Source organism: Candidatus Poriferisocius sp. (assembly GCF_965204145.1).
Taxonomy (GTDB): Bacteria; Actinomycetota; Acidimicrobiia; order Acidimicrobiales; family Bin134; genus Poriferisocius.
In genome coordinates this window covers 982,669-1,006,854 of sequence record NZ_OZ241977.1, presented here as the reverse complement: position 1 = coordinate 1,006,854, position 24,186 = coordinate 982,669, and the positions used below count along the sequence as shown (strand labels likewise).

19 protein-coding genes and 1 tRNA gene are annotated in these 24,186 nt (G+C 65.9%); 9 read left to right on the top strand and 11 right to left on the bottom strand.

Going from position 1 to position 24,186, the window contains the following annotated elements:
- The 6 genes from prfA to ACOGI7_RS04450 all read right to left on the bottom strand — a co-directional run bounded on the left by prfA (window position 1) and on the right by ACOGI7_RS04450 (window position 7,317).
- Window positions 1-1,068: a peptide chain release factor 1 gene (prfA, locus tag ACOGI7_RS04475; RefSeq protein ID WP_419850718.1), complete on the bottom strand. Its 1,068-nt coding sequence runs from the start codon at window positions 1,066-1,068 to the stop codon at window positions 1-3.
- Window positions 1,069-1,134: 66 nt separating this feature from the next.
- On the bottom strand, window positions 1,135-1,395 hold the full coding sequence (locus ACOGI7_RS04470) for a type B 50S ribosomal protein L31 (protein ID WP_419850717.1): 261 nt from the start codon (window positions 1,393-1,395) through the stop codon (window positions 1,135-1,137).
- Window positions 1,396-1,408: 13 nt separating this feature from the next.
- Window positions 1,409-3,151 carry a transcription termination factor Rho gene (rho, locus tag ACOGI7_RS04465; RefSeq protein WP_419850716.1) on the bottom strand — a complete coding sequence of 581 codons (1,743 nt, stop codon included), beginning with the start codon at window positions 3,149-3,151 and terminating at the stop codon, window positions 1,409-1,411.
- A 276-nt stretch (window positions 3,152-3,427) separates the two neighbouring features.
- On the bottom strand, window positions 3,428-4,558 hold the full coding sequence (apgM, locus tag ACOGI7_RS04460) for a 2,3-bisphosphoglycerate-independent phosphoglycerate mutase (RefSeq protein ID WP_419851457.1): 1,131 nt from the start codon (window positions 4,556-4,558) through the stop codon (window positions 3,428-3,430).
- A gap of 45 nt (window positions 4,559-4,603) precedes the next feature.
- The gene (thrC, locus tag ACOGI7_RS04455) at window positions 4,604-6,004 is read right to left on the bottom strand and encodes a threonine synthase (RefSeq protein ID WP_419851456.1); all 1,401 of its coding nucleotides are present in this window, start codon (window positions 6,002-6,004) and stop codon (window positions 4,604-4,606) included.
- Between the two features lie 2 nt (window positions 6,005-6,006).
- The gene (locus tag ACOGI7_RS04450; RefSeq protein ID WP_419850715.1) at window positions 6,007-7,317 is read right to left on the bottom strand and encodes a homoserine dehydrogenase; all 1,311 of its coding nucleotides are present in this window, start codon (window positions 7,315-7,317) and stop codon (window positions 6,007-6,009) included.
- A 98-nt stretch (window positions 7,318-7,415) separates the two neighbouring features.
- Here ACOGI7_RS04450 and ACOGI7_RS04445 point away from each other — a divergent pair, with 98 nt between their 5' ends.
- The 6 genes from ACOGI7_RS04445 to ACOGI7_RS04420 all read left to right on the top strand — a co-directional run bounded on the left by ACOGI7_RS04445 (window position 7,416) and on the right by ACOGI7_RS04420 (window position 14,330).
- Window positions 7,416-7,778, top strand: coding sequence for a hypothetical protein (locus ACOGI7_RS04445; protein ID WP_419850714.1), 363 nt, complete (start codon window positions 7,416-7,418; stop codon window positions 7,776-7,778).
- Window positions 7,779-7,891: 113 nt separating this feature from the next.
- Window positions 7,892-9,142 carry an amidohydrolase family protein gene (locus ACOGI7_RS04440; RefSeq protein WP_419850713.1) on the top strand — a complete coding sequence of 417 codons (1,251 nt, stop codon included), beginning with the start codon at window positions 7,892-7,894 and terminating at the stop codon, window positions 9,140-9,142.
- Between the two features lie 98 nt (window positions 9,143-9,240).
- A complete protein-coding gene (locus tag ACOGI7_RS04435; protein WP_419850712.1) occupies window positions 9,241-9,510 on the top strand; it encodes a WXG100 family type VII secretion target in 270 nt (89 codons plus the stop codon).
- A gap of 62 nt (window positions 9,511-9,572) precedes the next feature.
- Window positions 9,573-13,739 (top strand): FtsK/SpoIIIE domain-containing protein, encoded by a 4,167-nt coding sequence (locus ACOGI7_RS04430; protein WP_419850711.1) that lies wholly within the window; start codon window positions 9,573-9,575, stop codon window positions 13,737-13,739.
- Between the two features lie 136 nt (window positions 13,740-13,875).
- Window positions 13,876-14,007, top strand: a complete 132-nt coding sequence (locus tag ACOGI7_RS04425) for a hypothetical protein (protein WP_419850710.1) — start codon at window positions 13,876-13,878, stop codon at window positions 14,005-14,007.
- Between the two features lie 44 nt (window positions 14,008-14,051).
- On the top strand, window positions 14,052-14,330 hold the full coding sequence (locus ACOGI7_RS04420; protein WP_419850709.1) for a hypothetical protein: 279 nt from the start codon (window positions 14,052-14,054) through the stop codon (window positions 14,328-14,330).
- A 15-nt stretch (window positions 14,331-14,345) separates the two neighbouring features.
- Here ACOGI7_RS04420 and lysA read toward each other — a convergent pair whose 3' ends face one another.
- Window positions 14,346-15,614 (bottom strand): diaminopimelate decarboxylase, encoded by a 1,269-nt coding sequence (lysA, locus tag ACOGI7_RS04415; protein WP_419850708.1) that lies wholly within the window; start codon window positions 15,612-15,614, stop codon window positions 14,346-14,348.
- 10 nt (window positions 15,615-15,624) lie between these two features.
- On the bottom strand, window positions 15,625-17,247 hold the full coding sequence (gene argS, locus ACOGI7_RS04410; RefSeq protein WP_419850707.1) for an arginine--tRNA ligase: 1,623 nt from the start codon (window positions 17,245-17,247) through the stop codon (window positions 15,625-15,627).
- A gap of 50 nt (window positions 17,248-17,297) precedes the next feature.
- On the opposite strand from argS, the gene ACOGI7_RS04405 reads away from it, so the two are divergent.
- Window positions 17,298-17,370: transfer RNA gene (locus ACOGI7_RS04405), tRNA-Arg, on the top strand.
- An 84-nt stretch (window positions 17,371-17,454) separates the two neighbouring features.
- Window positions 17,455-18,822, top strand: coding sequence for a serpin family protein (locus ACOGI7_RS04400; RefSeq protein ID WP_419850706.1), 1,368 nt, complete (start codon window positions 17,455-17,457; stop codon window positions 18,820-18,822).
- Between the two features lie 91 nt (window positions 18,823-18,913).
- On the opposite strand, the gene ACOGI7_RS04395 is transcribed toward ACOGI7_RS04400, so the two are convergent.
- Window positions 18,914-20,527: a sensor histidine kinase gene (locus ACOGI7_RS04395; protein WP_419850705.1), complete on the bottom strand. Its 1,614-nt coding sequence runs from the start codon at window positions 20,525-20,527 to the stop codon at window positions 18,914-18,916.
- Between the two features lie 11 nt (window positions 20,528-20,538).
- The gene (locus ACOGI7_RS04390) at window positions 20,539-21,207 is read right to left on the bottom strand and encodes a response regulator transcription factor (protein ID WP_419850704.1); all 669 of its coding nucleotides are present in this window, start codon (window positions 21,205-21,207) and stop codon (window positions 20,539-20,541) included.
- 158 nt (window positions 21,208-21,365) lie between these two features.
- On the opposite strand from ACOGI7_RS04390, the gene ACOGI7_RS04385 reads away from it, so the two are divergent.
- Entirely contained in the window at window positions 21,366-21,935 is a 570-nt protein-coding gene (locus ACOGI7_RS04385) for a hypothetical protein (RefSeq protein ID WP_419850703.1), read from the top strand.
- A 422-nt stretch (window positions 21,936-22,357) separates the two neighbouring features.
- Here ACOGI7_RS04385 and ACOGI7_RS04380 read toward each other — a convergent pair whose 3' ends face one another.
- Complete coding sequence (locus ACOGI7_RS04380; RefSeq protein WP_419850702.1) at window positions 22,358-24,109, bottom strand: trypsin-like peptidase domain-containing protein; 1,752 nt, start codon at window positions 24,107-24,109, stop codon at window positions 22,358-22,360.
- Window positions 24,110-24,186 lie beyond the last annotated feature (77 nt).

Here is a 24,186-nt window from a genome sequence, read left to right as displayed (position 1 = left end):
TCACGACCCCACCAAGTTTTCCTGGCGCTCGGCCTCGGCCAGGGCGTCCACCACCTCGTCCAAGTCGCCGGCCAAGATGCGGTCGAGCTTGTACAGGGTCAGGCCGATGCGGTGGTCGGAGACCCGGTTCTCCTTGAAGTTGTAGGTGCGGATCTTCTCCGACCGGCCTCCGCCGCCCACCTGGTCGCGGCGCTGTTCGGAGAGCTCGTCTTGGCGGCGCTGTTGCTCGGCCTGGAGCAGGCGGGCCCGCAGAACGGCCATCGCCTTGTTGCGGTTCTGGAGCTGGCTCTTCTCGTCTTGCATCGACACCACCAGCCCGGTGGGCATGTGGGTGATTCGAACGGCGGAGTCGGTGGTGTTCACCGACTGGCCCCCCGGCCCTGACGACCGGTAGACGTCGACCTGGAGATCCTTCTCGTCGATGTGGACCTCTACTTCTTCGGCCTCGGGCAGCACCGACACGGTGGCCGACGAGGTGTGCACCCGTCCCTGCGACTCGGTGACCGGCACCCGCTGCACCCGGTGCGGTCCGCCTTCGTACTTCATCTTGCGCCACACGTCATCGCCCCGCAGCATGAAAACCACATCGGTATAGCCCCCCATGTCGGAGCCCTGGGCATTCATCATCTCCAACTTCCAGCGCTGCTGGCCGGCGAAAGCCGAATACATGTCGAACAGATCGCGGGCGAAAAGGTTGGCCTCCTCTCCCCCCTCAGCGCCCTTGATCTCCACGATCACGTTCTTGCCGTCGTTGGGATCCTTTGGCGCCAACAATTCGGCCAGTTCGGCCTCCAGCCCGCTGGCCGCGGCGGTCGCGGTCTCGATCTCCGCTTCCAGCAGCCCCTGTTCGGCGGCATCCGCCTCGGCCAGCATTTCGGTGGCCGTCTCAATGTCCTCCCGATAACCCCGCAGCTCCCGGATGCGGACGGCCTTGGCCTCCAATTCCTTGAAGCGCCGGGCCGCGGCGGTATAGGCGTCCCGATCAGCCAGCAACTCGGGGTCGGCCAGCCGCGCTTCGAGCGCGACGAATTCCGCCTCGATCTCCTCATAGGCGGCGTTCTCCTCCATGCTTCCAAGCTACCCGGGGCCCGAGTTGTCAGCGGGAATGGAAAACGAAGTCGTGCGGGGTCAGCTCTAGTTGGACGAGCGCTTGCGCTGGCCGTAGCGGCGCTCGAAGCGCTCCACCCGTCCAGCAGTGTCCACGATGGTCATCTGGCCGGTGAAAAACGGGTGACTGGCGCTGGAAATCCCCACCTTGGCCAGGGGATATTCGTTGCCGTCCTCCCACACCACGGTCTCGTTGGTCTCGATGGTGGACCGGGTGAGAAAAGACGTGCCCGCGGAGGTGTCCTGGAACACCACCAGGCGGTACTCGGGATGGATTTCGGGCTTCATGTTGCTCCTAGCCTCACACCCCGGCGGGGCCCTTCGCCACTTCCTCGAGGAATGCGGCGTTGTTGGGGAACGTCCGCAGGCGATCCATCAACAACTCCAAGCCGGCCGCGCCGCCCCCGTTCCCATCGCTGGAGAGGCCGTTGAGCACTCGACGCAGCTTCCACACCTGCTGAAGCTGACGGCGCTCGAACAGCAGCTCCTCGTGGCGAGTAGACGAGGCGTCCACGTTGATGGCCGGGTAGATGCGCCGCTCGGCAATGTGCCGGTCCAAGCGCAGCTCCATGTTGCCGGTGCCCTTGAACTCCTCGAAGATGACCTCGTCCATGCGGGATCCGGTTTCCACCAGCGCGGTGGCCAGGATGGTGAGCGAGCCGCCCTCCTCCACGTTGCGGGCCGCGCCGAAGAACTTCTTGGGCGGATACAGGGCGCCGGTGTCGATACCGCCGGACATGATGCGCCCCGTAGCCGGCGCGGCAAGGTTGTAGGCCCTCGACAGACGGGTGATGCCGTCGAGGATGATCACCACATCCTCGCCTCGCTCCACCATGCGCTTGGCCCGCTCGATGGTCATCTCCGCCACATGGGTGTGCTCGTCGGCCGGGCGGTCGAAGGTGGACGCTGCCACCTCGCCCCGCAGCAGCCAACGGCGCATGTCGGTGACCTCTTCCGGCCGCTCGTCCACCAGCAGCACCAGCAGGTGGACTTCGGGGTTGTTCAGCTCGATCGACCGGGCGATCTCCTTCATGATCGTGGTCTTGCCCGCTTTGGGGGGAGACACGATCAGGCCGCGCTGGCCCTTGCCGATGGGCGACAGCAGGTCGATGATCCGACAGGTCATGTTGGCCGGGTCGTCATCGCGCTCCAGCCGGAGCTGCTCATCGGGGAACAGCGGGGTCAGGTCCTCGAACTTGGGGCGCTGCTTGCCCGACTCGGGCGGCTGTCCGTTGACGCTGTCGATGTGCAAGAGAGCCGGGTTCTTCTCGTTGCGAGTGGCAGGACGGCAGCCGCCAGTCAAGAAGTCGCCCTTGCGGAGCCCGAACTGGCGGACCTGCTTGACCGACACGTAGGCATCTTCCTTGCTGGGTTGGAACCCCTTTATCCGCAAGAAGCCGTAGCCGTCGTCTCTCAAGTCCAGATGGCCCGAGATTGCGATGGGGTCGCCTTCCCAGGGTTCCTCAGGCCGGTCCCTATCATTGCGGCCCCTGCGCCGACGGCGACGGTTGCCGATCTCGGGCTGGTCTTCCTGTTGGCGGGAGCGGTCCTGGCGATCCCCATCCTGGCGATCCCGGTCCTGGCGATCTCGGTCCTGGCGAGGGCGGTCTTGGCGGTCTCCGTCCTGGCGGGAGCGGTCTTGGCGGTCTCGGTCCTGGCGGGGGCGGTCTTGATCAGAGCGGCCGCGATTGGTTGTCTCGTCATCGCCCGCTTCCTCGGCCGGTGCATCCTGCTGCGTCTCAGCTTCATCGGTCTGCTGGACCTCGGCTGGCTCGGGCTCGGAAGCGGCCTCTTCGCTCTGGTCCTTGGAATCCTCGGTAGTTTCAGCTTGAGAGGGCGCAGCCCCGTTGCCGGCGGAATCGGCTGCGGCCTGGCCGTCGCCGTCGGCACCGATGCCGGCAAGCTCGAGGATCATGTCCACGATGTCTGCTTTGCGGGCTTTGGCGTCAGGGCGCCCACCCATGGCCCTTGCGATGATCTGAAGCTGCGCCCGGTCTTTGCGCTGAAGTTTCGACCGAGACAGCTCAGTGGTCTCTACGCTCACATTTCTCCCTTGATGTGCAACAACAGGAGGGCACTCGTTTCTCCCATGAAGTGCCACGACTGTAGGAGCACTTGGTTTTGTTCGGCACGCCATCCGCGAGTGCGGGCAGCATGAATTAAGCAGCCATTAACCACCGGGACGCCGACAAAAAGGAATGTCGAAATCGACCGAGTGGTCAGAAGGCTTCCCGTAGGACTGCTAGCGAAACCGCAGTCCCAACGCCGGGAAGAATACCGCAATCCGCCTCTACTGGCAACATTCCAGGCGTTTTGGGCGCTACGAAATCAGCTTCGCCATGAGATGGTGGCCGGGAACCACATCACCCGAGGCCGCGCCCCGCTCGGTGTAGACACCACCGGGGCCGTCGACCTCCGAGTCCACCAGCAGGTAGGGAACCGGGTCGTCGATGTGGCTCCGCGTCGTAAGCGGCGTGGCGTGGTCGGGCAGCAATAGCAGCCGCCAGGGACCCATTCGGTCGAGGCCATCCACCAGCCCGGCCAGGATGCGCTGATCCCAGTTCTCCAAGCATCTGACCTTCTCCGCCACGTTGCCCTCGTGGCCAGCCTCGTCGCTGGCTTCCACGTGAATCACGTACAGGTCGGCGCCGTCGGCCAATCCGGCCAGAGCCGCATCCCGCTTGCCCTCGTAGTTGGTGTCGTACCAGGCCGTGGCGCCGGGCACATCGGCCACCGTCATGCCGGTGAGCGCTCCGATCCCCCGTACCAAGTCGACCGCGCTGACCATCCCGGCTTCCACCCCGTGCATCTCGCGGAAAGAGGGCATCTCCGGCTGGAAGCCCTGTCCCCACAGCCAGATCCGGTTGGCCTTCAATCCGAATCGGGGCACTATCGACCGGGAGGCCTCCTCCAACGCGGCCAGCTTGGGGCCGGCCGGACCCTGGGGGCCGACCACCGGCTGGTCGGAGAGCTCATGGGGCGGCGTGCACTCTGCGTCGGCCCACTCGGCCGGGGCGATCATCGTGTGGCGGTACTGAACGCCGGCGTGGAAGCGGACCTCACCCCCTAGCTCCGCGTCCAGGGCCGCGATGACCTCGGCGGCCCGGTCGGAGTCGGGGTGGCCGCCGGAGAAGTCGGCCATGATGCCGTCGTCGGTGACCGTGACCAGATTGCAGCGGTAGGCCACCTGTTCGGAAGAGAGAGTGAGGCCCATTGCGGCGGCCTCAATTGGCGAGCGTCCCGTGTGGTAGCGGGTGGGGTCGTACCCGAAGATGGACATGTTCCCCACGTCGCTGCCCGGCGGCATTCCCGGGGGGATGACCTGGGCTAATCCCACCTGTCCTCGGGCGGCCAGGGCATCAAGCACCGGGGTGTGCGCCGCCTCTAATGGCGTGGCCCCGTCGAGCTCGGGCACCGGCAAATCGGCACACCCGTCGGGAATGCACACCATGTACTTCACGATGCCCGATTCTGCCAGATCACCTTGGTCTGGCCGCTATCCGGAGCCCTGACCCGAGCATCGGGCAACGTGGGCCTTCACCGCCGCCAAGTCGTTGGGCAGAAGCTGGCACCGCTCGGGCCGATCGGCCAGCTCGGCCAGGGCCGGCGGCAGTGGCGGCTGGATCCCGATGGCCGCCTCCACCGCGTCGCCGAACTTGGCCGGGTGAGCGGTGGCCAGCACCACCGTGGCCCCGCCGAAGTCGTGCTTGGAGCGCTGGGCGGCAGCCAGTCCCACCGCAGTATGGGGGTCGATGATCATGCCGGTGGCCCGGTAGAACTCGGCCATCGTGGAGGTGGTCTCGTCTTCGTCCACTCGGACTCCCGACCAGCTCCGGTTCAACTCAGAGGAGATGTGGGCGTCGATGCGCATTTCGCCGGTGGCCCGAAAGTCTTCCAGCATCTCAGCGGTGCGGATTCCGTCACGGTCGTGGAGCTCGAATAGCAACCGCTCGAGGTTGGACGACACCTGGATGTCCATGCTCGGCGACATCGTCGGGCGCACTTCGGAGATGGCCATCGACCCGGTGGTGAAGAACTGGGTCAGGATGTCGTTGCGGTTGCTGGCCACCACAAACCGGTGCACGGGCAGGCCCATTTGGCGGGCGACGTGTCCGGCCAGCACGTTTCCGAAGTTGCCGGTGGGCACTGAGAACGACACCCGTTCCAAGCCGTACCGGGTAACGGCGGCCACGTAGTACACGGTCTGGGCCATGACTCGGGCCCAGTTGATGGAGTTGGCCGCCGACAGCCGGTGCTCGGCTCGGAAGGCGGCGTCGGAGAACATGGCCTTCACCAGGTCTTGGCAGTCGTCGAACGTTCCCTCGATGGCCACGCAGTGGACGTTGGCGCTGTCCACGGTGGTCATTTGCCGCCGCTGCACTTCCGAGATCCGACCGTGGGGGTGCAAGAACACGATCTCGATGTTCTCCCGGTCGCGCACCGCCTCAATGGCCGCCGATCCGGTATCGCCTGAGGTGGCCCCCACGATGGTCACCCGCTCGCCCCGCCGGGCCAGTTCCTCGTCGAACAGGCGCCCTACGAGCTGGAGGGCGATGTCCTTGAAGGCCAGCGTCGGACCGTGGAACAGCTCCATGAGCCACAGCCCGTCGCCCAACTCCACCATCGGCACGACTTCGGAATGGTTGAACCCCTCGTAGGCGTCCCGCACCAACTCGTCGAACCGAGCGCGGGGATAGGCCCCGTCCACGAACGGCCACATCACCTCAGCGGCCAGATCGGCGTAGTCTCCCCGGCCGGGGTTGCCGCTTAGCGCTTCGGGCGACAATTCCGGCCACCGGTCGGGCACGTACAGCCCCCCATCGGCGGCCAGCCCGGCCAACAAGACGTCGCCGAAGTCCAACACCGGGGCCCGGCCCCGGGTGCTGATGTACTTCACGCTCACTGGCTGACGACCCGCAGGAGGGCGGGCACGCCCCGCACCGCATCCAGCTCCCGAAGGTCGCCCAGTGTGGCCTGCACATCGCGCTCGGTCGCCTGATGGGTGATGAACACCAGTCGAGCCTGGTCGCCCAAGCCCTCCTGCTCCATGGAGCGGATGCTCACCCCGTGGCGCCCGAACACCCCGGCCACCGCGGCCAGCACGCCCGGCCGGTCGAGCACCTCCATGATGATGTAGTACTCCGACTCCAAGTCGTCGATGGAGCAGATCACTGCCTCTCCCAAGTCGCCGATCGGAGTCCAGGTTCCCCGGCAGCGGTTGCCGGCCGCGTCAATGAGGTCGCCTAGCACGGCACTGGCCGTTGGCCGTCCGCCTGCGCCCCGGCCGTAGAGCATCAGTTCTCCCACCGCATCGCCTTCCACGAACACCGCATTGAAGGAGTCCCGAACCGAGGCCAGCGGATGATCGAGCGGCACCATCGCCGGATGGACCCGCACGGCCAGCTCGGGCTTGCCCTCGACCTGGCCCACCTGCTCGGCAATGGCCAGCAGCTTGACCACATACCCCAACCGCTGGGCGTGGGCGATGTCGGCGGCGCTGATGCCGGAGATGCCCTCTCGGTGAACGCTTCCGGCCAGCACTCGGGCGCCGAAAGCCACCGTGGCAATGATGGATGCCTTGGCCGCGGCGTCGAACCCCTCCACGTCAGCGGTCGGGTCCCGCTCGGCGAAGCCCAGCGACTGAGCGTCGGCCAACGCGTCGTGATAGCTGGTGCCGTGCTCGGTCATCTGGCTCAGGATGTAGTTGGTGGTGCCGTTGACGATGCCCATCACCCGGCGGACCGGCTCTGCGGCCAATGACTCCCGCAGCGGGCGGATCAGGGGTATCCCCCCACCGACGGCGGCTTCGAACAGCAGGTCGACTCCGGCGGCGTCGGCGGCGGCGTACAGCTCGGCGCCATAGTTGGCCAGCAGCTCCTTGTTGCCGGTGACCACCGGCTTGCCCAGCTTGAGCGCGGCAGCCAGGAGCTCTCGGGCCGGCTCGATGCCTCCGATCAACTCCACCACCACGTCCACTTCGGGATCGTTCACCACCGAGGCGGCGTCGGTGGTCAGCACCCCATCGGCCAAGACCACATCTCGGTCGCGCGAGGCGCTGCGCACCGCCACCCGCACCACGTCCAGCTCCATGCCGGTGCGCTCCGCGATCGCCGACCGCTGCTCCTCGAGCAGTCCGATCAATGCCGAGCCAACGTTTCCACAGCCCAGAACGCCCACGCCGATTCGCGTCTTGGAAGATTCGCTCACCATCTCCACCGTACCGGCTGAGCCTGGCCCAACCGGCAAGATTTCCCCCATTTGAGAGTTTTCATTGATTTTCTATCTAAACTATATATTTTAAGTGCGATATGTCGTCCTACGAGCTGTTCTCCATAGCTGCTGACCTGCGTCGGCAGGCCGCGTCGTGCGAGCGGGTTCGAGTCGACGTCGACCGGATCTGGTACGGGCTGGACCAAGTGCTCGACAGGCCAGTGGCCCGCCATGAACCCGCGGTATGGCTTTCGGCTGCCGCCGACGCCAGCCGCCTCCGGCTCCGGCACCGGCACACCCATCTGGTTCGGCTGCGTTACGAGATCGAACAAGTGGCCCGCCGGCTCCAAGCCCGGGCCGACGAACTGCACGCCGACGCGGCCAGAGTCGAGCAGGCTGCCGAGGCCGCGCTGCGGGAAGAAGCTCGTGAACTCGAGCTGCAAGCAAGCTACTTTCAATAGCTATCTCGCCTGCCAGACCCCTGCCCATCCCGGTGCTCCTTCAGCATCGCAGCAGCGACGAGTACCGACCCTTGGCGTGGTCGAAGCGAGACCTGTGGGCAGTGGGAAAGGCCGTGGAACGGGCAGAGGCCGCGGGCGACACGTTTCCCCGCCAGTACCAGTACGCGGCAAGCCGACGGGGGACGGCCACCGCGCTGAGGGCCATAGACAAGGCCTGGGGCGGGGGGTACTACGCGGTCGACCCGCAAGCCGAGACCGACCCGGAAGCCGCCGACGCAGCGTTCGGCAGCAACGAGCTGGTGATCGATGTTCAAACGCACTACATCGCCCGCCATCGGGCCGGAGCCCCCGGCGTCGACGGAATCATGGGGTTCATTCGCGACGTGGCCCCCGATCGTTGGCAGGGGCTGGATCCGGCAATCCATCTCGATCTCGGCAGCTACCTGCGTCACATCTTCCTGGAGAGCGAGACCGCGGCCGCAGTGCTCACCTGCACTCCCGGAGACGATGGCCACACCATTCTCACCAACCCCGAAATCACCGCAACCCGCGAGCTGATTGATCGCCTGGCGGGCACCGGCCGGCTGATCAACCACTCGATCGTCCACCCCAACGCACCAGAGGAGCTGGATCGGCTCGAAGCGTTGAAAGAGCACAACAGCCCTGCGGGATGGAAGGTCTACACCATCGCAGGGTGGGGGGATCAGCCGGGATGGCGACTCGACGACGAAGAGTGCGGACTGCCGTTCTTGGAGAGGAGCCGCGAGCTGGGAGTGGGCATCGTCTGTGCCCACAAGGGAATAAGCGCCCTGGCTCCCGCCGGGTCGCCAGCCGACATCGGCCCGGCCGCGGCCAGCTATCCCGACATCGACTTCCTCGTCTACCACTCTGGATATGAGACACCGGTCGGCGATGAAGAAGAAGGTCCTTATGACCACCAGGCCCCTGTCGGCACCGACCGGCTGATCAAGAGCCTGGACGAAGCCGGAATCAGACCTGGCGGCAATGTCTTCGCCGAGCTGGGAAGCACCTGGTATGTGCTGGCGCGTCGGCCTCGGGAGGCAGCCCACGTGATCGGCAAGCTGCTCAATGCGGTCGGCGAAGACAACGTGCTGTGGGGCAGCGACTCGATTTGGTACGGATCGCCGCAGCCCCTCATTGACGCCTTTCGGGCCTTTCAGATACCCGAGGAGCTGCGCCAACGCCACGGCTATCCGGAACTCACCGGCCGCATCAAGGAGAAGATCCTCGGGCTGAACGCGGCCCGGGTATACGGCATCGATCCGAACCTGACCCGCAGCCGGGTCGCCTCCGATGATCTGTCGTGGGTGAAGACCGCCCTCGACGAATATATGGCTAAATAAGCTTTTTCAGTATATTTCTTGATATTTCCATTTCAAGAGGCTATCAAGGGGGTCCCGCCTGATCTGCCCGAGGGATCAGCCGACCGAAAGGCCCCGCCATGTCTGTACTCACCATGAACACCGAGGAGATGGACCATCTCCAGCAGCAATTCACCGCCTTTGCCGGCCAGGTGGAAGACCTCCGCACCCGCCTCACCGCCACCCTGGAGGGAACCACGTGGACGGGCAGCCGCTCTGAGCGGTTCCGGGGAACGTGGCACGAGCAATGGTCGCCCTCGCTAGGCCAGCTCCAAGAGGCGCTCACCGAGCTGGCTACCGCGATAGGCCTCGAGCGCCAGAACACCATCGCGGCTCTCGACTCAGTCTGACGATGCCGATCGCCTTCGCCCAGATCTGAGCCCGCAACCAGGCCGCACCGTCTCCTCGCTCTGTGCGCCTTCTCTACGACGGACCGGACGGTGCCCGTGAGGTGAGCATCGACGGCGGTCTGGTGGCCCACGTCGGGGAGCTGGCCGAGATCCTGGGTTTGCCCCCTCCGGTAGCCGGGTTGTGGGTTGAAGACCAGTGGGTGGACTCCGACCGCCGGCTCGACGAGGCCGGGGTAGCCGATGGCATCCGAGTGGGCGTCCGCCCCGGCCCGTCACCCGACCAGCCGGGGTGGGCTCTGGAGGTGGTGGGAGGGCTGTGCGCCGGCGTCCGCCGCCCGCTGACCACCGAGGGGTTGAGCCTTGGCCGCTCCCCCGACGCCGATGTCACCTTGCTTCACGTCGGATTGCGACCCCGCCATGCCCATTTGGAGGGGCAAGACGGACGGTTTTTCGCCGTTGTGGGCGACAACGAGCCGACCGCTTTGGAGCACTCCGCGCCGCTGAGGTTGAGCGGTGCGTTGATCCAAGTCTCAAACGCCCCCGACGACCGCCCGACCCGCTTGGCCGCCATCGTCGGGCGCACCGCCTCTGGGAGGATCGCCTTCAACCGCCCTCCCCGGCCACTGCCTCCTCCGCAGCCCGAACCACTCCCAACCCCCGCCACCGAACCGCGGCGGTCGTCCCGATCGTTTTCATTCGGGTGGGCTGCACTGGCCGGACCGCTGCTGATCGGCTTGTTGATGGCTGTGCTCTACAGCCCCTACATGGCGCTGTTCGCCCTGCTCAGCCCTTTGATGATGGGCGCCAACTGGTTCGACAACCGCCGCCGCGACCGCACCGAGCGCCGACGATCCCAAGACCGATCGCAGGCATCGCTGACTGAATTCCAAGCAGCAGCCGAGACTGCCCACGGGGCGGAAACCCGCCGTCGGCGCGATCTGCACCCCCATCTCGCCGAGGCGATTCGGCGAATCCGCCAACCCAGCGTTCGGCTCTGGGAGCGAAGACCCGCCGACGACGACTTCCTGTCGCTGGTTGCCGCCCATGGCCCTGTGCCCTTTGATCCCGAGCTGGCCGTCGACGGACAGCAACCCGCCATTGAGGCAACCGAGGTGCTCGATCAGCTCGGCCCGATGCCCGACTCTCCAATTGCCGTGGATCTGGGTCCGAGCAAGCTGCTCGGCTTGGTGGGTCCCCGCAGCGCCACCATCGCCATGGCCCGCAGTTTGGTCATCCAAGCGGTCGCCCACCACGGCCCGGTCGATCTGGCCGTCCTGGTGGCCGCCGATGAGGTCACCGCACCGGCTTGGGGGTGGACCGCCTGGCTCCCCCATACCACCCACTACGCCATCGGGCAGCCGCGGCTGATGGCCGAACACCGCTCGGCCGCGGCGGAGATCGCCGGAGAGCTGGCCGAGGCCTGGGATCGCCGAGGAGATGGCCACTGGCCACAACTGCTGGTGGTGGCCGACGGGGAGAATCTGGCCACCGGCAGAGCGCCGCCTCTGCGGCCCCTGCTCCAAGGCTCGTCCGGGCCGGTCTCGGCCATCGTGCTGGCCACCAGCGTCGACCAACTGCCGGCCACCGCCACCGCAGTCATCGAAGCCCGCGATCACTCCGGCACCGTCGATCTGTCTCAATCGGGCGAGACCTTCTGCTCGGTGCTGGCCACCGGGATGAGCTTGAGCCTGGCCCGGGACACCGCCCGCGGCTTGGCCCGCTACGAAGACCCCGAGCAGCCCGGCGCTGATGCCGGCATTCCCGACCATTCGTCGCTGTTCGATCTCCTCGGCTTGCCCACCATTCGCGGCCCAGACCCATCGGCTGATTCGTCGGCGCTGTCGAAGGCGATCGCCGACCGCTGGCGAGAGGGCCGCCAAGCCGACAGCCTGGCCGCTCCCATCGGGGCCGACGGCCACGGGCCGCTGATCGCCGACCTGGCCACCGACGGCCCCCATGCCCTGGTGGGCGGCACAACCGGGTCGGGCAAAAGCGAATTGCTGCGCACGCTGGTGGCCTCGCTGGCCGCCACCTATTCCCCTGAACAGGTCAACTTCATGCTGGTGGACTACAAGGGCGGCAGCGCATTCGACGCCTGCGCTTCGCTGCCCCACGTGGTGGGGTTGGTCACCGATCTTGACGACCGGCTGGCAGAACGAGCCCTGCGCTGTTTGGAAGCCGAACTCCGCCACCGCGAGCAAGTGCTGCGAGACCGAGGGGCCACCGACTTGGCCCATCACTGGTCGCTGGCCCAAACCAGGCGCGACGAACCCTGGCCGCCGCTGGCGCGTCTGGTGGTGATCATCGACGAGTTCGCCGCCCTGGCCGCCGAGTTGCCCGGCTTCATGGACGCCCTGGTGAACGTGGCCCAACGGGGCCGCAGCCTGGGCATGCACCTGGTATTGGCCACCCAGCGGCCCGCGGGGGCGGTAAGCGCCAACATCCGCACCAACACCGCGCTTCGAATCGCCCTTCGAGTGCTGGACACCGCCGACTCGACCGACGTGCTCGACAGCCCGGAGGCCGCGGCGATCGGCCGGCACCGGCCCGGAAGGGCGTTCGCCCGCTTCGGCCCGAGCGAGCTGGTGGAGTTCCAGTGCGCCCTGGTCACCGGGGTGACCTCCGCCCAGGGAGGTGTCCGGGTCGTCCCCGCTCCCGACGGCATACCGACCTCTGAGGTCGAGACCGCTTCCGGCGATCAGGCCCCCGATGACCTGACCCGTTTTGCCGAGGCCGCGATCACCGCCTGGGACGGCTGGGACGGCTTTCCGCCCCGACAGCCCTGGCCCGATCCCCTGCCGACAACCGTCTCGCTCAACTCTCTAACCGTCGAGACTGGCCCGAGCGCTGTGTTCGCCCTGGCCGACGACCCCAACCAGCAGACCCAGTACCCCTTGGAGTGGGATCCCGATCAGGGCAATGTCCTCTTCGCGGGCAACCCGGGCAGCGGCACCACCACCGCGCTGGGGACGCTGGGCATCTCTATGGCCAGCCGCTACTCACCAGCCGATTGCCACCTCTACGCCATTGATTCCGGCTCCGGCCAGCTGGCCCCCCTGATGGCCCTGCCCCACTGCGGCGCGGTGGTGGGCCCCGACGAGCGCGACCGAATCCGGCGGCTGATCCGGCGGCTGGAAGACGGGCTCGACCAACGGCTGGGCCGGGGTCGGACGTCGTCGGAACCTAGCTCTCCGCTGGTATTAGCCTTGATCGACAACTGGGGCGGCCTGGCCAAGAGCCTGGACAACGTGGCCGACCACGCTTTGCTGGCCTCCTTAGAAAGGGTGTGGGCCGAGGGCCCGGCTGTCGGCCTGTTCCTCGCCGCAGCCGCCGACCAACTGTCCAAGGTAAGTCGGGCCATCCAGGCCTCCACACCCCAAACATTCGTGTTCCGCCTGGGTGACCCCGCTCTGTACCGCCAGTGGGGCGTGGCCGTAGATGATCCCGCAACTTTGCCTCCCGGTCGGGGATTCGCCGTCCCGTCGGGAATCGAACTCCAGATTGCCGCGCCCGACCTCGGGTTGGCCGCCGCGGCAACCGCCATCGCCGAGACCTGCCCCCTGTCCGACGGCCCGCCACCGGTGGAGAGCCTGCCTGCGGTCGTCGATCCCACCCGCCTGGACCAGCCCCGCCTGGACGCTTCCCCGTGGTACCTCCCGCTGGGGTTGAGCGACGACACTCTGGCCCCAACCGGCCTCACCCTCTACCCCGGCGAGCACGCGCTCATTCTGGGACCAGCCCGGTCAGGACGGTCCGGGGCACTGGCCTTGCTGGCCGATGTGGCATCCAAAGCCGGAGCGCGGGTGGTCGCTCTCGCCCCTGCGGAATCTCCCCTAGCCAGGTGCCCCAGCGTCCAGCACGTGGCTATCGACCTAGAAGAACTGCATGCCCCGACCGGTGGGGCCGATCCCCCGACCCTGGTGCTGATCGACGACGCCGAGACGGTCCCCGACCCCGACAGCGCCTTCAAATCGCTGGCCGCCAACAGCCCCTCCGGCCTGCACATCGTGGCCGCCGGCCGTGCCGACCGCCTCCGCACCGCCTACGGCCACTGGACCGCCGAAATCCGCTTCTCCCGCACGGGTGTCCTTCTCCAACCCACCCCTCTCGATGGCGACCTATTCACCCTCCAACTCCCCACCCGCCCCACCCTCCCATCAATCCCCGGCCGCGGCTACCTCATCCAAAACGGTCAACCCACCATCATCCAGATCGCCCATCATGGCTGACCGACCGACAAGATGTTCCCCGCCCGGTAGAGTCAGGGGAAGAGCAGACCCAGGAGAGTCAGCAATGGCCATTGACCGCCCAGAGGACCGGCGCACTTCAACCCGTGTCCAGCACGAGGACGTCGAGTCTGAGGCAATGACCATTGAAGACATCTACGCCAGCATGGGCAAGGGAACTCCCCCAGATTTGGAAGAGGGCGTTTTCCACGCCAGCACAGAGGACTTTATCGCTGCAATGCAAGCGCGCCGCCGCGACGCAGCCCAGTAAACCCTCCCCAACACCACAAATTGCCCACTCATTTTGAGAACTCTTTGTTCCTACGCGACCTGAGACGGCTTACCCCAGCCCAGCAGTCTCAATTCAACGACCGTCTACGAGCGTTCAAGGCCGATCTGCTCGCGATCGAAGCCGGCCACATCATCTGGTTCCGGGCCGGGCTTCGCGTCAAGAAGATCAAAGGTGCCCTAGATAACTGGGAGATGACCTGGTCCCCGGGCGGGCGAGCAACCTTCGCCTTTGGCAAGCCTGTCGCCGAAGGCAAGATTCACATCGTCTGGCTGAGAATTGGCGGACATGAGATCCTGCCGTAAGGCCTCGGCAGCTAACTAAACGTCGTTGCGGAGGAGGTCTTGGTGGGTCTCGCGGCGGACGACTAGACGGGCGTCACCGTTGCGGGCGAAAACCACGGCGGGGCGGGGAACCTTGTTGTAGTTGGAGCCCATGGAGTGGCCGTAGGCGCCGGTCACCGGGGTGCCGAGGATGTCACCCACGGAGATGTCGCTGGGCACCCGGCCGTCTCGCACCAAGAGGTCGCCCGACTCGCAGTGCTTGCCCACCACCCGGACGGTCTTGTCACGGTCGCCATTGGTGGCTCGAGGCAGGAACGTCTCATAGCCGCTGCCGTACAGCACCGGGCGGGGGTTGTCGCTCATGCCGCCGTCCACTGAAACGTAGGTGCGAATACCGGACAAGTCTTTGATGGTTCCCACCTCGTAGAGGGTGACCGCGGCGGCCGCCACTAGGGCCCGGCCGGGCTCCACGCTCACTGGAGCGGTGAAGCCAACCGACTGGCAAGCCTCCGCAATAGCCTCAGCCCACTCGGCGATAGTGGGCGCCGATTCGCCCTCGACGTAGGCCACGCCCAAGCCGCCGCCCAGCGACAGCTCGGGCAGGCCGTAAGGCTGGGCGAATCCGGCGATCACCTCAACGGCCTGCTGGAAGGAGCGCAGCTCGAAAACTTGGCTGCCGATGTGGGCGTGCAGTCCGACCAACTCCACGGATTCCGATTCCCGGGCCCGGCGGATGGCAGCATCGGCTGTCCCGTTCGAGGCGGTGAAGCCGAACTTGGTGTCGTCCACTCCGGTGGTGACGTACTCGTGGGTGTGAGCTTCCACTCCCGGGGTGATCCGCAGAAGCACCCTGGGGCGGGTGCCGGTGGCGGCGTGGAGGGCGTCCAAGCGGTCGAGCTCGTCGAACGAGTCCACCACGATGCGGCCCGCCCCGGCTTCGACCGCGGCCGCGAGCTCGGTAGCCGACTTGTTGTTGCCGTGCATCACCAACCGGTCTGCGGGCACTCCGGCGGCTTGAGCCACATGGAGCTCTCCCCCGGTGGCAACGTCCAGATCGAGGCCCTCCTCGTGAATCAGACGGGCCATGGCCAGACACAAGAACGCCTTGGAGGCATAGGCCACCGACCCGGCGAACGCAGCCCGGGCTTGGCGGCACCGATCCCGCATGTGGGCTTCGTCGTAGACAAACAGCGGGGTACCGAACTCCCCCGCCAGGTCAAGCACGTCGCAACCGGCGATGGAGAGTCGCCCGTCGTCACCAACCGAGGCGTTGTCAGGCAGCAGGTGCTGAGGCAGAGCCGACATGACCAATCCCCTACATCGACTCGGGGGCGCTTACGCCGAGGGTGCCGAGGCCAACGGCCAAGCCCACCCGGGCGGCGTCGATCAGGACCAGGCGGGCTTGGGTCAGCTCTGGGGCGATGCCGGTGCCCACCACATAGCAGTCGTGGTAGAAGCTGTGGACCGCGGCGGCGAAGTCCCTCAGCCAAGCGGTCATCCGATGCGGGGCTCGCTCTTCGGCGGCGGCGGCGATCACCTCGCCCAGCGTGGAGAGCTGGCGCATTATCTCCAGCTCCCGCTCGTGGACCAGCAGGCTCAAGTCCACTTGATCGATGCTCAAGCGCTCCACCCCATCGGCCTGGGCTCGGGCCGCGATGGAGCACACCCTGGCGTGAGCCATCTGCACGTAGAACACCGGGTTCTCCATCACCTGGGCGGCAGCCTTGGCCAAATCGAACGTGGGGGCGGTGTCCATGGATTGGAGCAGGTAGGTGAACCGGGCGGCGTCGGCTCCCACCTCGTCGATCACATCGCGCAGCTCGATGAGGTCGCCGGTCCGCTTGGACAGCCGCACCTCCTCGCCGTCGCGCTCCAGTCGCACCAGCTGGGTCACCACCACCTCCAGGCTGGCAGGATCGCAGCCCAGCGCGGCCATGGCCGCCTTCATCCGGGCCACGTACCCGTGGTGGTCGGCCCCCCACACATTGATCAGCAACCCGTCTGAGCCGGCTCGATCGAGCTTGTCGCGGTGGTAAGCGATGTCGGGCAGCAGGTAGGTGTACTCCCCATCGGACTTCACCAGCACCCGGTCTTTGTCGTCGCCATGGTCACTGGAGCGCAGCCATAAGGCGCCATCTGACCCGTAGGAGGCACCAGCGGCGTCAAGCGCGGCCAGCGTGTCGTCGATAGCCCCAGAGTCCACCAGCGCCTGCTCGCTGAACCAGGTGTCGAACTCCACTCCCATCGAACTCAGCACATCCCGCTGGTCGTCCAGGGCCCGCTCCCGCCCCCACTGGCGGGCATCGGCATCTACTGCCATCTCCGAAGCCCATTCGGCGATGTACTGGCCGTTGTAGCCGTCCTCAGGCACCGGCTGGCCAGCGCGGGCCGCCGCCAACGAGGCCGCGTACAGGTCCATCTGGGTGCCCCGGTCGTTGATGTAGAACTCCCGCTGCACGTGGTAGCCGCACCACTCCAGCAAACGGGCCACCGCGTCGCCATAGGCCGCTCCCCGGCCATGGCCGGCGTGAACCGGCCCGGTGGGGTTGGCGCTCACAAACTCAACGATCACCGTGCGCCCCTCGCCCAAGTTCTGGCGCCCGTAGTTGTCAACACTGGCCACCACCGCGTCAACGACCACGCTGTGCAGCCAACTCGGGGCCAGCTTGAAGTTGACGAATCCGGGCCCAGCCACACTCACCTCGGCCACGTGCTCAGGCCGGTTCTCCTCCAACCAGGCGCTCAGCTCTGCCGCCAGCTCCCGAGGATTGCGCCCCGCCCCCTTGGCGATGGCCAACGCGGCGTTGGACGACCAGTCCCCGTGCTCCCGCCGCGCCGGTCGCTCCAACCCCACCGAGAAGTCGGCAGGCAGGTCAACACCCGCGACAACGAGCGCGCCGCGCAGGGCATCAGAAAGGGAGGTGCGGATGTCGGCCATGAACTGGCACATGGTACCGACGCCCCGCTGGGTATACTCACCCAGTTACTGCCCACGTAGCTCAGGGGATAGAGCACTTGCCTCCGGAGCAAGGGGTCGCAGGTTCGAATCCTGCCGTGGGCGCTTTCCGTACCGTGTTTTCGGGAACCTTTGGCGTATCGGCGTCGTCATATAAGTATGACCAAGATGAAGAACCATAAGGGGAACATGGCGAAGCTGATCGGAATGCTGATTCTGCTTGGCACGATTGCGCTGGGCTGTGGTTCCTCGGAGACGACCGTCACACCGGGGCCGACCGTGTCGGCTGCCGCGAATGAGCCCGCCGCGACCACCGATGTGGCACCGCTTACCGATGCGGCGCCGGCTGGTGGTGATGAGGCGAATGACCCCATCGACGCGACGCCTGTTGCCGCGGATGAGCCTGCTGGCGCGGCCGTGTTGCCGTCAACCGCGGCGCGGCTGCCCGCCGATCCCAATGCGCCATCGCAAGAGTGGGTTGGCGGGGTCAACGCGGCCGGGTGGGACTTCCACCGGCACTTGGAGGGTAACGCGGTGTCCAGCCCTATGAGCATCGGCATCGCCTTCAGCCTGAGCCGGGCCGGGGCGTCTGCTGACACGGGCGCGGTGCTCGACGGGATATTCGGGTTTCCTGCGGCTGATACCCACGGCGCGGCCAATGCCGTCAGTCTCAGCCTGGCCGGGGCCTCGGCAGAACCCAACGTGTTGGAGGTGGCCAACCGCCTGTTCCCCGACGACGAGTTCTCGCCGCGGCCCGAATTCCTCGATATCGCGTCCAGCCAGTACGGGGCGGGGATCCAGCCCATAGACACCGCCCAGCCCGGCCCGGCGGCCGATGCCGTCAACCGCTGGGTGTCGGACAGCACCCGCGGGCTCATCCCCACCATCGTCAGCGAAGACGTGGTCGACGACCAGAAGCTGATTCTGGTGAACACCGTCTACCTCAAGGCCGACTGGGCGGTGCCGTTCTTGGCCGAGTGGACCGACGATGGCCAGTTCACCACCGCCGACGGCGGATCGGTGACCGTTCCGTTCATGCACGACTATGAGCCGCTCTACCGCCGGTATGTCCGCCTTGGCGATGCCGACGCGGTGGAACTGCCCTATGAGGGGGGCGAGTTGGCCATGTGGCTGATCGTCCCCCACGACGTCGACGGCCTGGCCGCCGTCGAGAAATCGCTCGACGCGGAGGCGCTCGCTGGTCTGCGCGGCGCGGCGAGGAAGGGCTATGTCGATCTCGCCATGCCCAAGTGGGAGCAGACCCTGCCGCCCACCGACCTGTTTGAATGGCTCTGCCCGCGCGGGTTCTGCCCCGGCGCAGGCTTCGACAACATCGCCCCCGGCATCTTCATCACCGGCGCCCTCCACGGCGCCAAGGTGATCGTGGACGAAAAGGGCACCGAGGCCGCCGCGGCCACCGCCATGGGGTTCGCCGAATCGGCCCCGCCTGATCCCGACCTCACCGTCGTCGCCGACCGCCCCTTCCTGTGGGCCATCACCCACCAAGACACCGGAGCAATCCTGTTCGTCGGCCGCCTCGTCAACCCCACGGCGTGACCAGCTCCGCGTTCCGCTGACGCATTTGGGATCAATCCTTAGACGCGCCGGTTTATCGCCCAGGTGCCGTAGGCGGCCGATCCAGCGGGTTTCATGCCGGGGCGGCGGGCAGGGTGATGATGAAGCGGGCGCCGCCGAGGGGGGAGTCGTCAACGGCGATCTGGCCGCCGAGTTCGGTGACGAGGGCTTTCACCACCGCCAGCCCCAGCCCGGCGCCTCCGGTGTCGCGGCTGCGGGCCTCGGACAGGCGGGTGAAGCGCTCGAAGATCCGGTCGCGGTCGGCCTCGTTGATTCCAGGCCCGTCGTCGTCGATAGTCAGCACCGCTTCTTGGTCTGCCGTCGAGGCCGGGTCTGAGGTCGAGCGGGTGGTCAGGCTCACCGCGACGCCCTCGCGAGCATGGCGGGCAGCGTTGTCGAGCAGGTGGGCGACGATGCGTCCGGCGCGGTCAGACGATGCCGTCACCCTTGCGGCTGACACGGCGCTCACGTCGATGGGAACGGCCCGGCTTCTAGCGGCCTCTTCCAAGACGATGTCGTCGAGGTCGATTGCCTCGGCTGACAACCGGCTGCGGCTCTCGTCGTGGCGGGCCAGTACCAGCAGGTCGTCAACAATGCGCTGCAATCGCTGGGCCTCGGTGAGGACGCCGGCCGCGAGGTCTTCGACTGGTGTGTCGCCGGGCCTGCGCAGGGCAACCTCGGCTTCGCTGCGCAGCACCGCGACCGGCGTTCTCAGTTCGTGGGAGGCATCGGACACGAACTGCCGCAGCCGGGTGTCGCTGTGCTCGAGTCGGTCGAGCATGGTGTTCATGGTGGTGGCCAGCCGGTCGATCTCGTCGCCGGTGCCTGGTTGGGGGACCCGTTCACCCAGCGTCCCGGCGTTGATCTCCCGGACCTGTTCGGTGATCTGTTCCACCGGGCGCAGAGCCCGCCCGGTGAGCAGCCAGGCCACCAGTACCACGGCCAGCACCGCCAACGGGGTGACCAGCCACATGATCGACTGGATGCGGTCAACGCTTCGGATCACATTGCCGATGTCGGCGGCGACCACGAAATCGGTGCCGCCGGCGTTGCGGCTGGCATAGGCGATCTGCTGGGAGGCGCGGTCCGCATCATCGTCGAGGCCAGCGCGGCCCAGCTTGTCTGCGAACCCGGGTGGCTCGAACCCGCCCGCCTTGTACACCAGATCGTTCAGGCCGAAAACGGTGATGACCGGAGAATCCACAGAGGCCGGCTCCAGCAGCCTCACCTCGGCGCGGTCCCCGAGGGAGAAGGCCGCCAAAGAGCCGTTGCTCAAAACCACCGGCACGCCCGACTGGCGGTTCGACCGGGTGATGCGGAGCAGGCCGTCGAGATGTCCGAGGCGGTCGAGGTCGCCCAGGGCCTCGCCGATGCGCCCCGCCTCGTCTCGCAGGTAGGAGGCCTCGCTGCTGGTGAATCCGTCCATCTCGACTTCCAGCGGGATGTCCTGGGGCGGACTTACGTCTGACTGCCCGGACTGCTCAGCCGGGACTGCTCCAGCCGCGATTGGCTGGCGCATCAGGTCGAGCAGGGGCTCGATGTTCTCAGCCTGGGCGGCGGCCTCGTCGTCGAACACGTCGTTGAGCAGCGCCTGCTCCACCCGGTTTGGGCCGAACACGGTTGCCGGTATCAGCACCAGCGCCGCGGCCAGCCCCACCAGCACGGTCATCCGGACCCGCACCGTCATCCGGGGCAGCTTCATCTCGTCACCTGGTAGCCGACGCCGCGGACGGTGCGGATCGAGCGGGCGCCGAACGGCCGGTCGATCTTGCGCCTCAGATAGCCGATGTAGACCTCGACGATGTTGGGATCTCCGTCAAAGTCGAACCCCCAGACCGCGTGGAGCAGCTCCTGTTTGGGAACCACCTCGGGGGCGCGGCTCATCAGCGTTTGCAGCACCACCAGCTCTCGGGGGGTCAGCTCGATGTCGGTGTCGCCCCGCAGGCATCGGCGGGTGCTCGGGTCGAGGCTCAGATCGCCCACTTCCAGAACAAGCGAGGGCTGGCCCTGCCCCCGGCGCATGAGCGTCCGCAGGCGGGCCACCAGCACCACCAGCGAGAAGGGCTTGCGGAGGTAGTCGTCGGCGCCGAGATCGAGGCCCTCGGCCTCGTCGTACTCGCCGTCTTTGGCCGTCAGCATCAGAATCGGCACCCAGTTGTCCTCAGCCCTCAGGGTGCGGCAGATCTCATAGCCGTTCATGCCCGGCAGCATGATGTCCAACACGATTGCCGAATACAGCCCCTCGCGGGCCCGCCACAGGCCGTCGAGCCCGTCGTACACCGCATCGACGCTGAAACCCTCGGCTTCGAGGCCGTGCTGGATTGCTGTGGCCAGCCGCTGCTCGTCTTCGACAACCAGAATCCTCACACCCCAAGTCTGCCCGAATTGCCCTGATCGGTTTTCGCGAACCTGAGAACGCTCTCAGCCGCTCTCAGCCTGGTCTCAGGAGGTGTCTGCCAACGTGGGGACACCCAAAAGGCCGGGGAAGCCCGGTCTGCTGAACCCCACAAGACAAGGAGACAGAAATGTCAACCACCAACCCCTCCCCCATTGAGAGCACCGGGGCGCCGGAAGCCGCGAAGCCCAAGTGGCGGTCGCGTCTGCGACGCCACCCGGTGCTGGTCGGCGCCGCTGCGATCGCAGGGCTGGCCCTGGTGATCGCCGGCTGGGGCGCCGTCTCGGCCAACGCCCAAAGCGACGTGCCGGCCCCCGCCGACGACGGGGACAACACGTCGTATGAGGAGTGCGTGGCCGCCGCCCTCGCCGCGTTCGGCCCGCCCGAAGAGGCCTCCAGCGCGGGCAGCGACAATACCGGGACAACTCCCCAAGCACCGGGCGATGCCGGGACAACCCCCGACAAGCCGGGCGGGTCTGAGGCAGCCCCCGAAGCGCCCGACATCGAAGAGCCGCATCCGAACAGCCCGGCCCACGAGTGGTGTACTGCCGACTGCCCCGAAGACGAGCAGTGCGCCCGGCCCCAAGAGTTCATTGTCATCCGCGACGAGGATGTCGAGACGATCAGCTTCGAGAACCCCGATCCGGAAGGCGACCCCGTTTCCCAGACACCCAAGCCGAAAGAGGCCCCCGCCTTCTAGCCCCAACCCGAGGCATCGCACCCTGCGAGACCTCCCATCTCCCCGCCCCGCTGGGCCGGGCTGTTCCCCCCGCAGTCCCGCCCGGCGGGGCAGGCTCCGATTCGGATTCACTAGCCTGCACAGCAGTTTCCACTGCGCGAATCCGGTGGCAGACAGAGCGCCGATTGCAGCCGAGACCAGCACCGTGGTCTCTGGCGTGTCGGAGTCTTCGACGTAGAAGTCGGAAAAGGACCGCCAACAGTCGCCTAGGGTAGAAGTGCTCCGATGGCAGCGATCAGAGCGAACAGTCCCGCTCCCCAGCACATGATGATAGCTAGGCGGTTGTTCGTGGGAGGCTCCACGCAAGCGGCGGTATCATGCTCCCATTAGAGGGCCTGCGTTGGGCGCCGGTGGTGTGGTCGATGACTGGCGCATCTGGTTGATTATGCGAGTCGCTCGACGATCAAGGCGTAGCCATCGCCGGACCGGTCTAAGACTTCAGAGACCCAGACGATGTATTCTCCAGTGGTTGGTGCCGTAAACTCAACCAGTGCATTGAACGTGTTGCCCAAAACTGTGACGTGCCCGCTGTCGTCGTCATTGAAGGATTCACGTTCTGGGGAAAATATGGAAATTTCAGTGTCGGCAAAAACTGATTCAGTGCTCACAGAATACACTTCACCTGCATTTAGTATGATGGTGTATGCATCGATATCAGAATAGTAATCAAACAGTCCAAATGTCGTTGTCCTAGAGCCTACATTCCAGCCGCCAATACCGCCGCCGCTACTGACCACTAAGTCGAAAACTGTTCCGGGGTCCACTTTCCAGCCACCACGACCCAAATAGTCGGCGTCGTCATCGGGATCCTCATAGGGTTGTAGCGGCACCGAACTGATCAGGTCGAAATTATAGTCACCTGTATCATTCCCCCAGCTGTAGACCACAACGAAGTACGTCCCGTCATCAGGAACTTCAAAGAACAAGGTCTCTTCGCCGGTGGTGGTTTGATCTGCTTCAGCGAGCACTCCGAGAGAGTTGGAGATCGAGACAATGCCATCTGATGCACCCAAAAGGGTGATTTCTACGTGCGATCCCGCCGTGCTTGTGAAGGTGAAAGCCTGAGGGGTAACAGGGTCCACTTCGAACACAAATTCGCCATCGAGGGCCGATACTCCGCGGAAGCCACCGGATTCTCGCAAAGTGGCCACCCGGATAAGTCCATCTACGATGTCGGCAACATCGCTAGCCGAACTGGCAACTCCGAATCCGGCGCCGGTCGGCCCGAGGATCGTCCCAGCACCGCCGAAAATCCAAGTAGAGATGCCGACTACCTGGCCCCGCGTATTGACCAATGCTCCTCCACTCTGCCCTCCGGTGATCGCTGCGTCTGTCTGAAGCAAGGTGAGTTCGTAAGTATCCCACTGGCGGAACCGGTTAAGGATGCCCTTGGTGATCGAGGGCTGTGGGAACGGCTCGTATTCGGCGGGATAGCCGATCAAAAACAGATCGCTGCCGAGCGGCATGTCCTCACCGTCGGAGAGAACCACGGCCGGCGCGTCAATCTCTATCGGTCCCAGCAAGGCAATATCAGCCACGTAATCGTGCGCGGCCACTGGCACCTCTTCAAACTCAGTGCCGTCGGGGAATACCACTCGCACTTGCTGGTGAGGCCACACTACGTGGAAGTTCGTTACCAGATAGCCGCCTTCGACCAATATCCCGCTTCCGGTCAGTGTTGTGGACTCACCAAAGATTCCGGTCAATGTTGCGGATTCAACATAAGCAATCGAAGGTGCCAGAAGTTCATAAATCTGGGTAGCCGTGAGCGTTTCGACAGTCGACTGGGTCTCGGCTCTCGGCTGGGCCGCCAGTGTTCCTTCTTGGCATCCGTCCGGGACTTTCTGGGTTTCGATGTCGAATTGGCATCGGTAGGTGTTCAGCAGGGTCTCCTGCGCGGCAATGAGCCGGTCGATCTCGTCCTGTTGTTCGACGATGGCCTGCCTCTGGGCTTGGATGGTGGATCGCTGTTCGACAATGGTCTCGTTCTGGTCGTCGATAGTGGCCCTCTTCTCGTCGTTCTGTGCTTCGAGGGCGTCGACCTCGGCCTGCGGGTAGGGTGCCGACTTCGGTTCGGAGCCACTGCAAGCTGTTATGAGGGCGAGGACGAGGACAACTCCGACGAGGGTCTTCAAAGCGACTCCTTCCTGTCCGGCGTGACCCTATCGGAAGTGTTGAAGGTTCCCCCGCAAATGCGCTTTGAATGACCAAA

Excerpts from the sequence above, each read along its gene's own strand:
- prfA (WP_419850718.1), bottom strand. The coding sequence starts at position 1,068 with ATGGAGGAGAACGCCGCCTATGAGGAGATCGAGGCGGAATTCGTCGCG.
- ACOGI7_RS04470 (WP_419850717.1), bottom strand. The coding sequence starts at position 1,395 with ATGAAGCCCGAAATCCATCCCGAGTACCGCCTGGTGGTGTTCCAGGAC.
- apgM (WP_419851457.1), bottom strand. The coding sequence starts at position 4,558 with ATGGTGTGCATTCCCGACGGGTGTGCCGATTTGCCGGTGCCCGAGCTC.
- ACOGI7_RS04450 (WP_419850715.1), bottom strand. The coding sequence starts at position 7,317 with ATGGTGAGCGAATCTTCCAAGACGCGAATCGGCGTGGGCGTTCTGGGC.
- ACOGI7_RS04445 (WP_419850714.1), top strand. The coding sequence starts at position 7,416 with ATGTCGTCCTACGAGCTGTTCTCCATAGCTGCTGACCTGCGTCGGCAG.
- ACOGI7_RS04435 (WP_419850712.1), top strand. The coding sequence starts at position 9,241 with ATGTCTGTACTCACCATGAACACCGAGGAGATGGACCATCTCCAGCAG.
- ACOGI7_RS04425 (WP_419850710.1), top strand. The coding sequence starts at position 13,876 with ATGACCATTGAAGACATCTACGCCAGCATGGGCAAGGGAACTCCCCCA.
- lysA (WP_419850708.1), bottom strand. The coding sequence starts at position 15,614 with ATGTCGGCTCTGCCTCAGCACCTGCTGCCTGACAACGCCTCGGTTGGT.
- argS (WP_419850707.1), bottom strand. The coding sequence starts at position 17,247 with ATGGCCGACATCCGCACCTCCCTTTCTGATGCCCTGCGCGGCGCGCTC.
- ACOGI7_RS04400 (WP_419850706.1), top strand. The coding sequence starts at position 17,455 with ATGGCGAAGCTGATCGGAATGCTGATTCTGCTTGGCACGATTGCGCTG.
- ACOGI7_RS04395 (WP_419850705.1), bottom strand. The coding sequence starts at position 20,527 with ATGACGGTGCGGGTCCGGATGACCGTGCTGGTGGGGCTGGCCGCGGCG.
- ACOGI7_RS04385 (WP_419850703.1), top strand. The coding sequence starts at position 21,366 with ATGTCAACCACCAACCCCTCCCCCATTGAGAGCACCGGGGCGCCGGAA.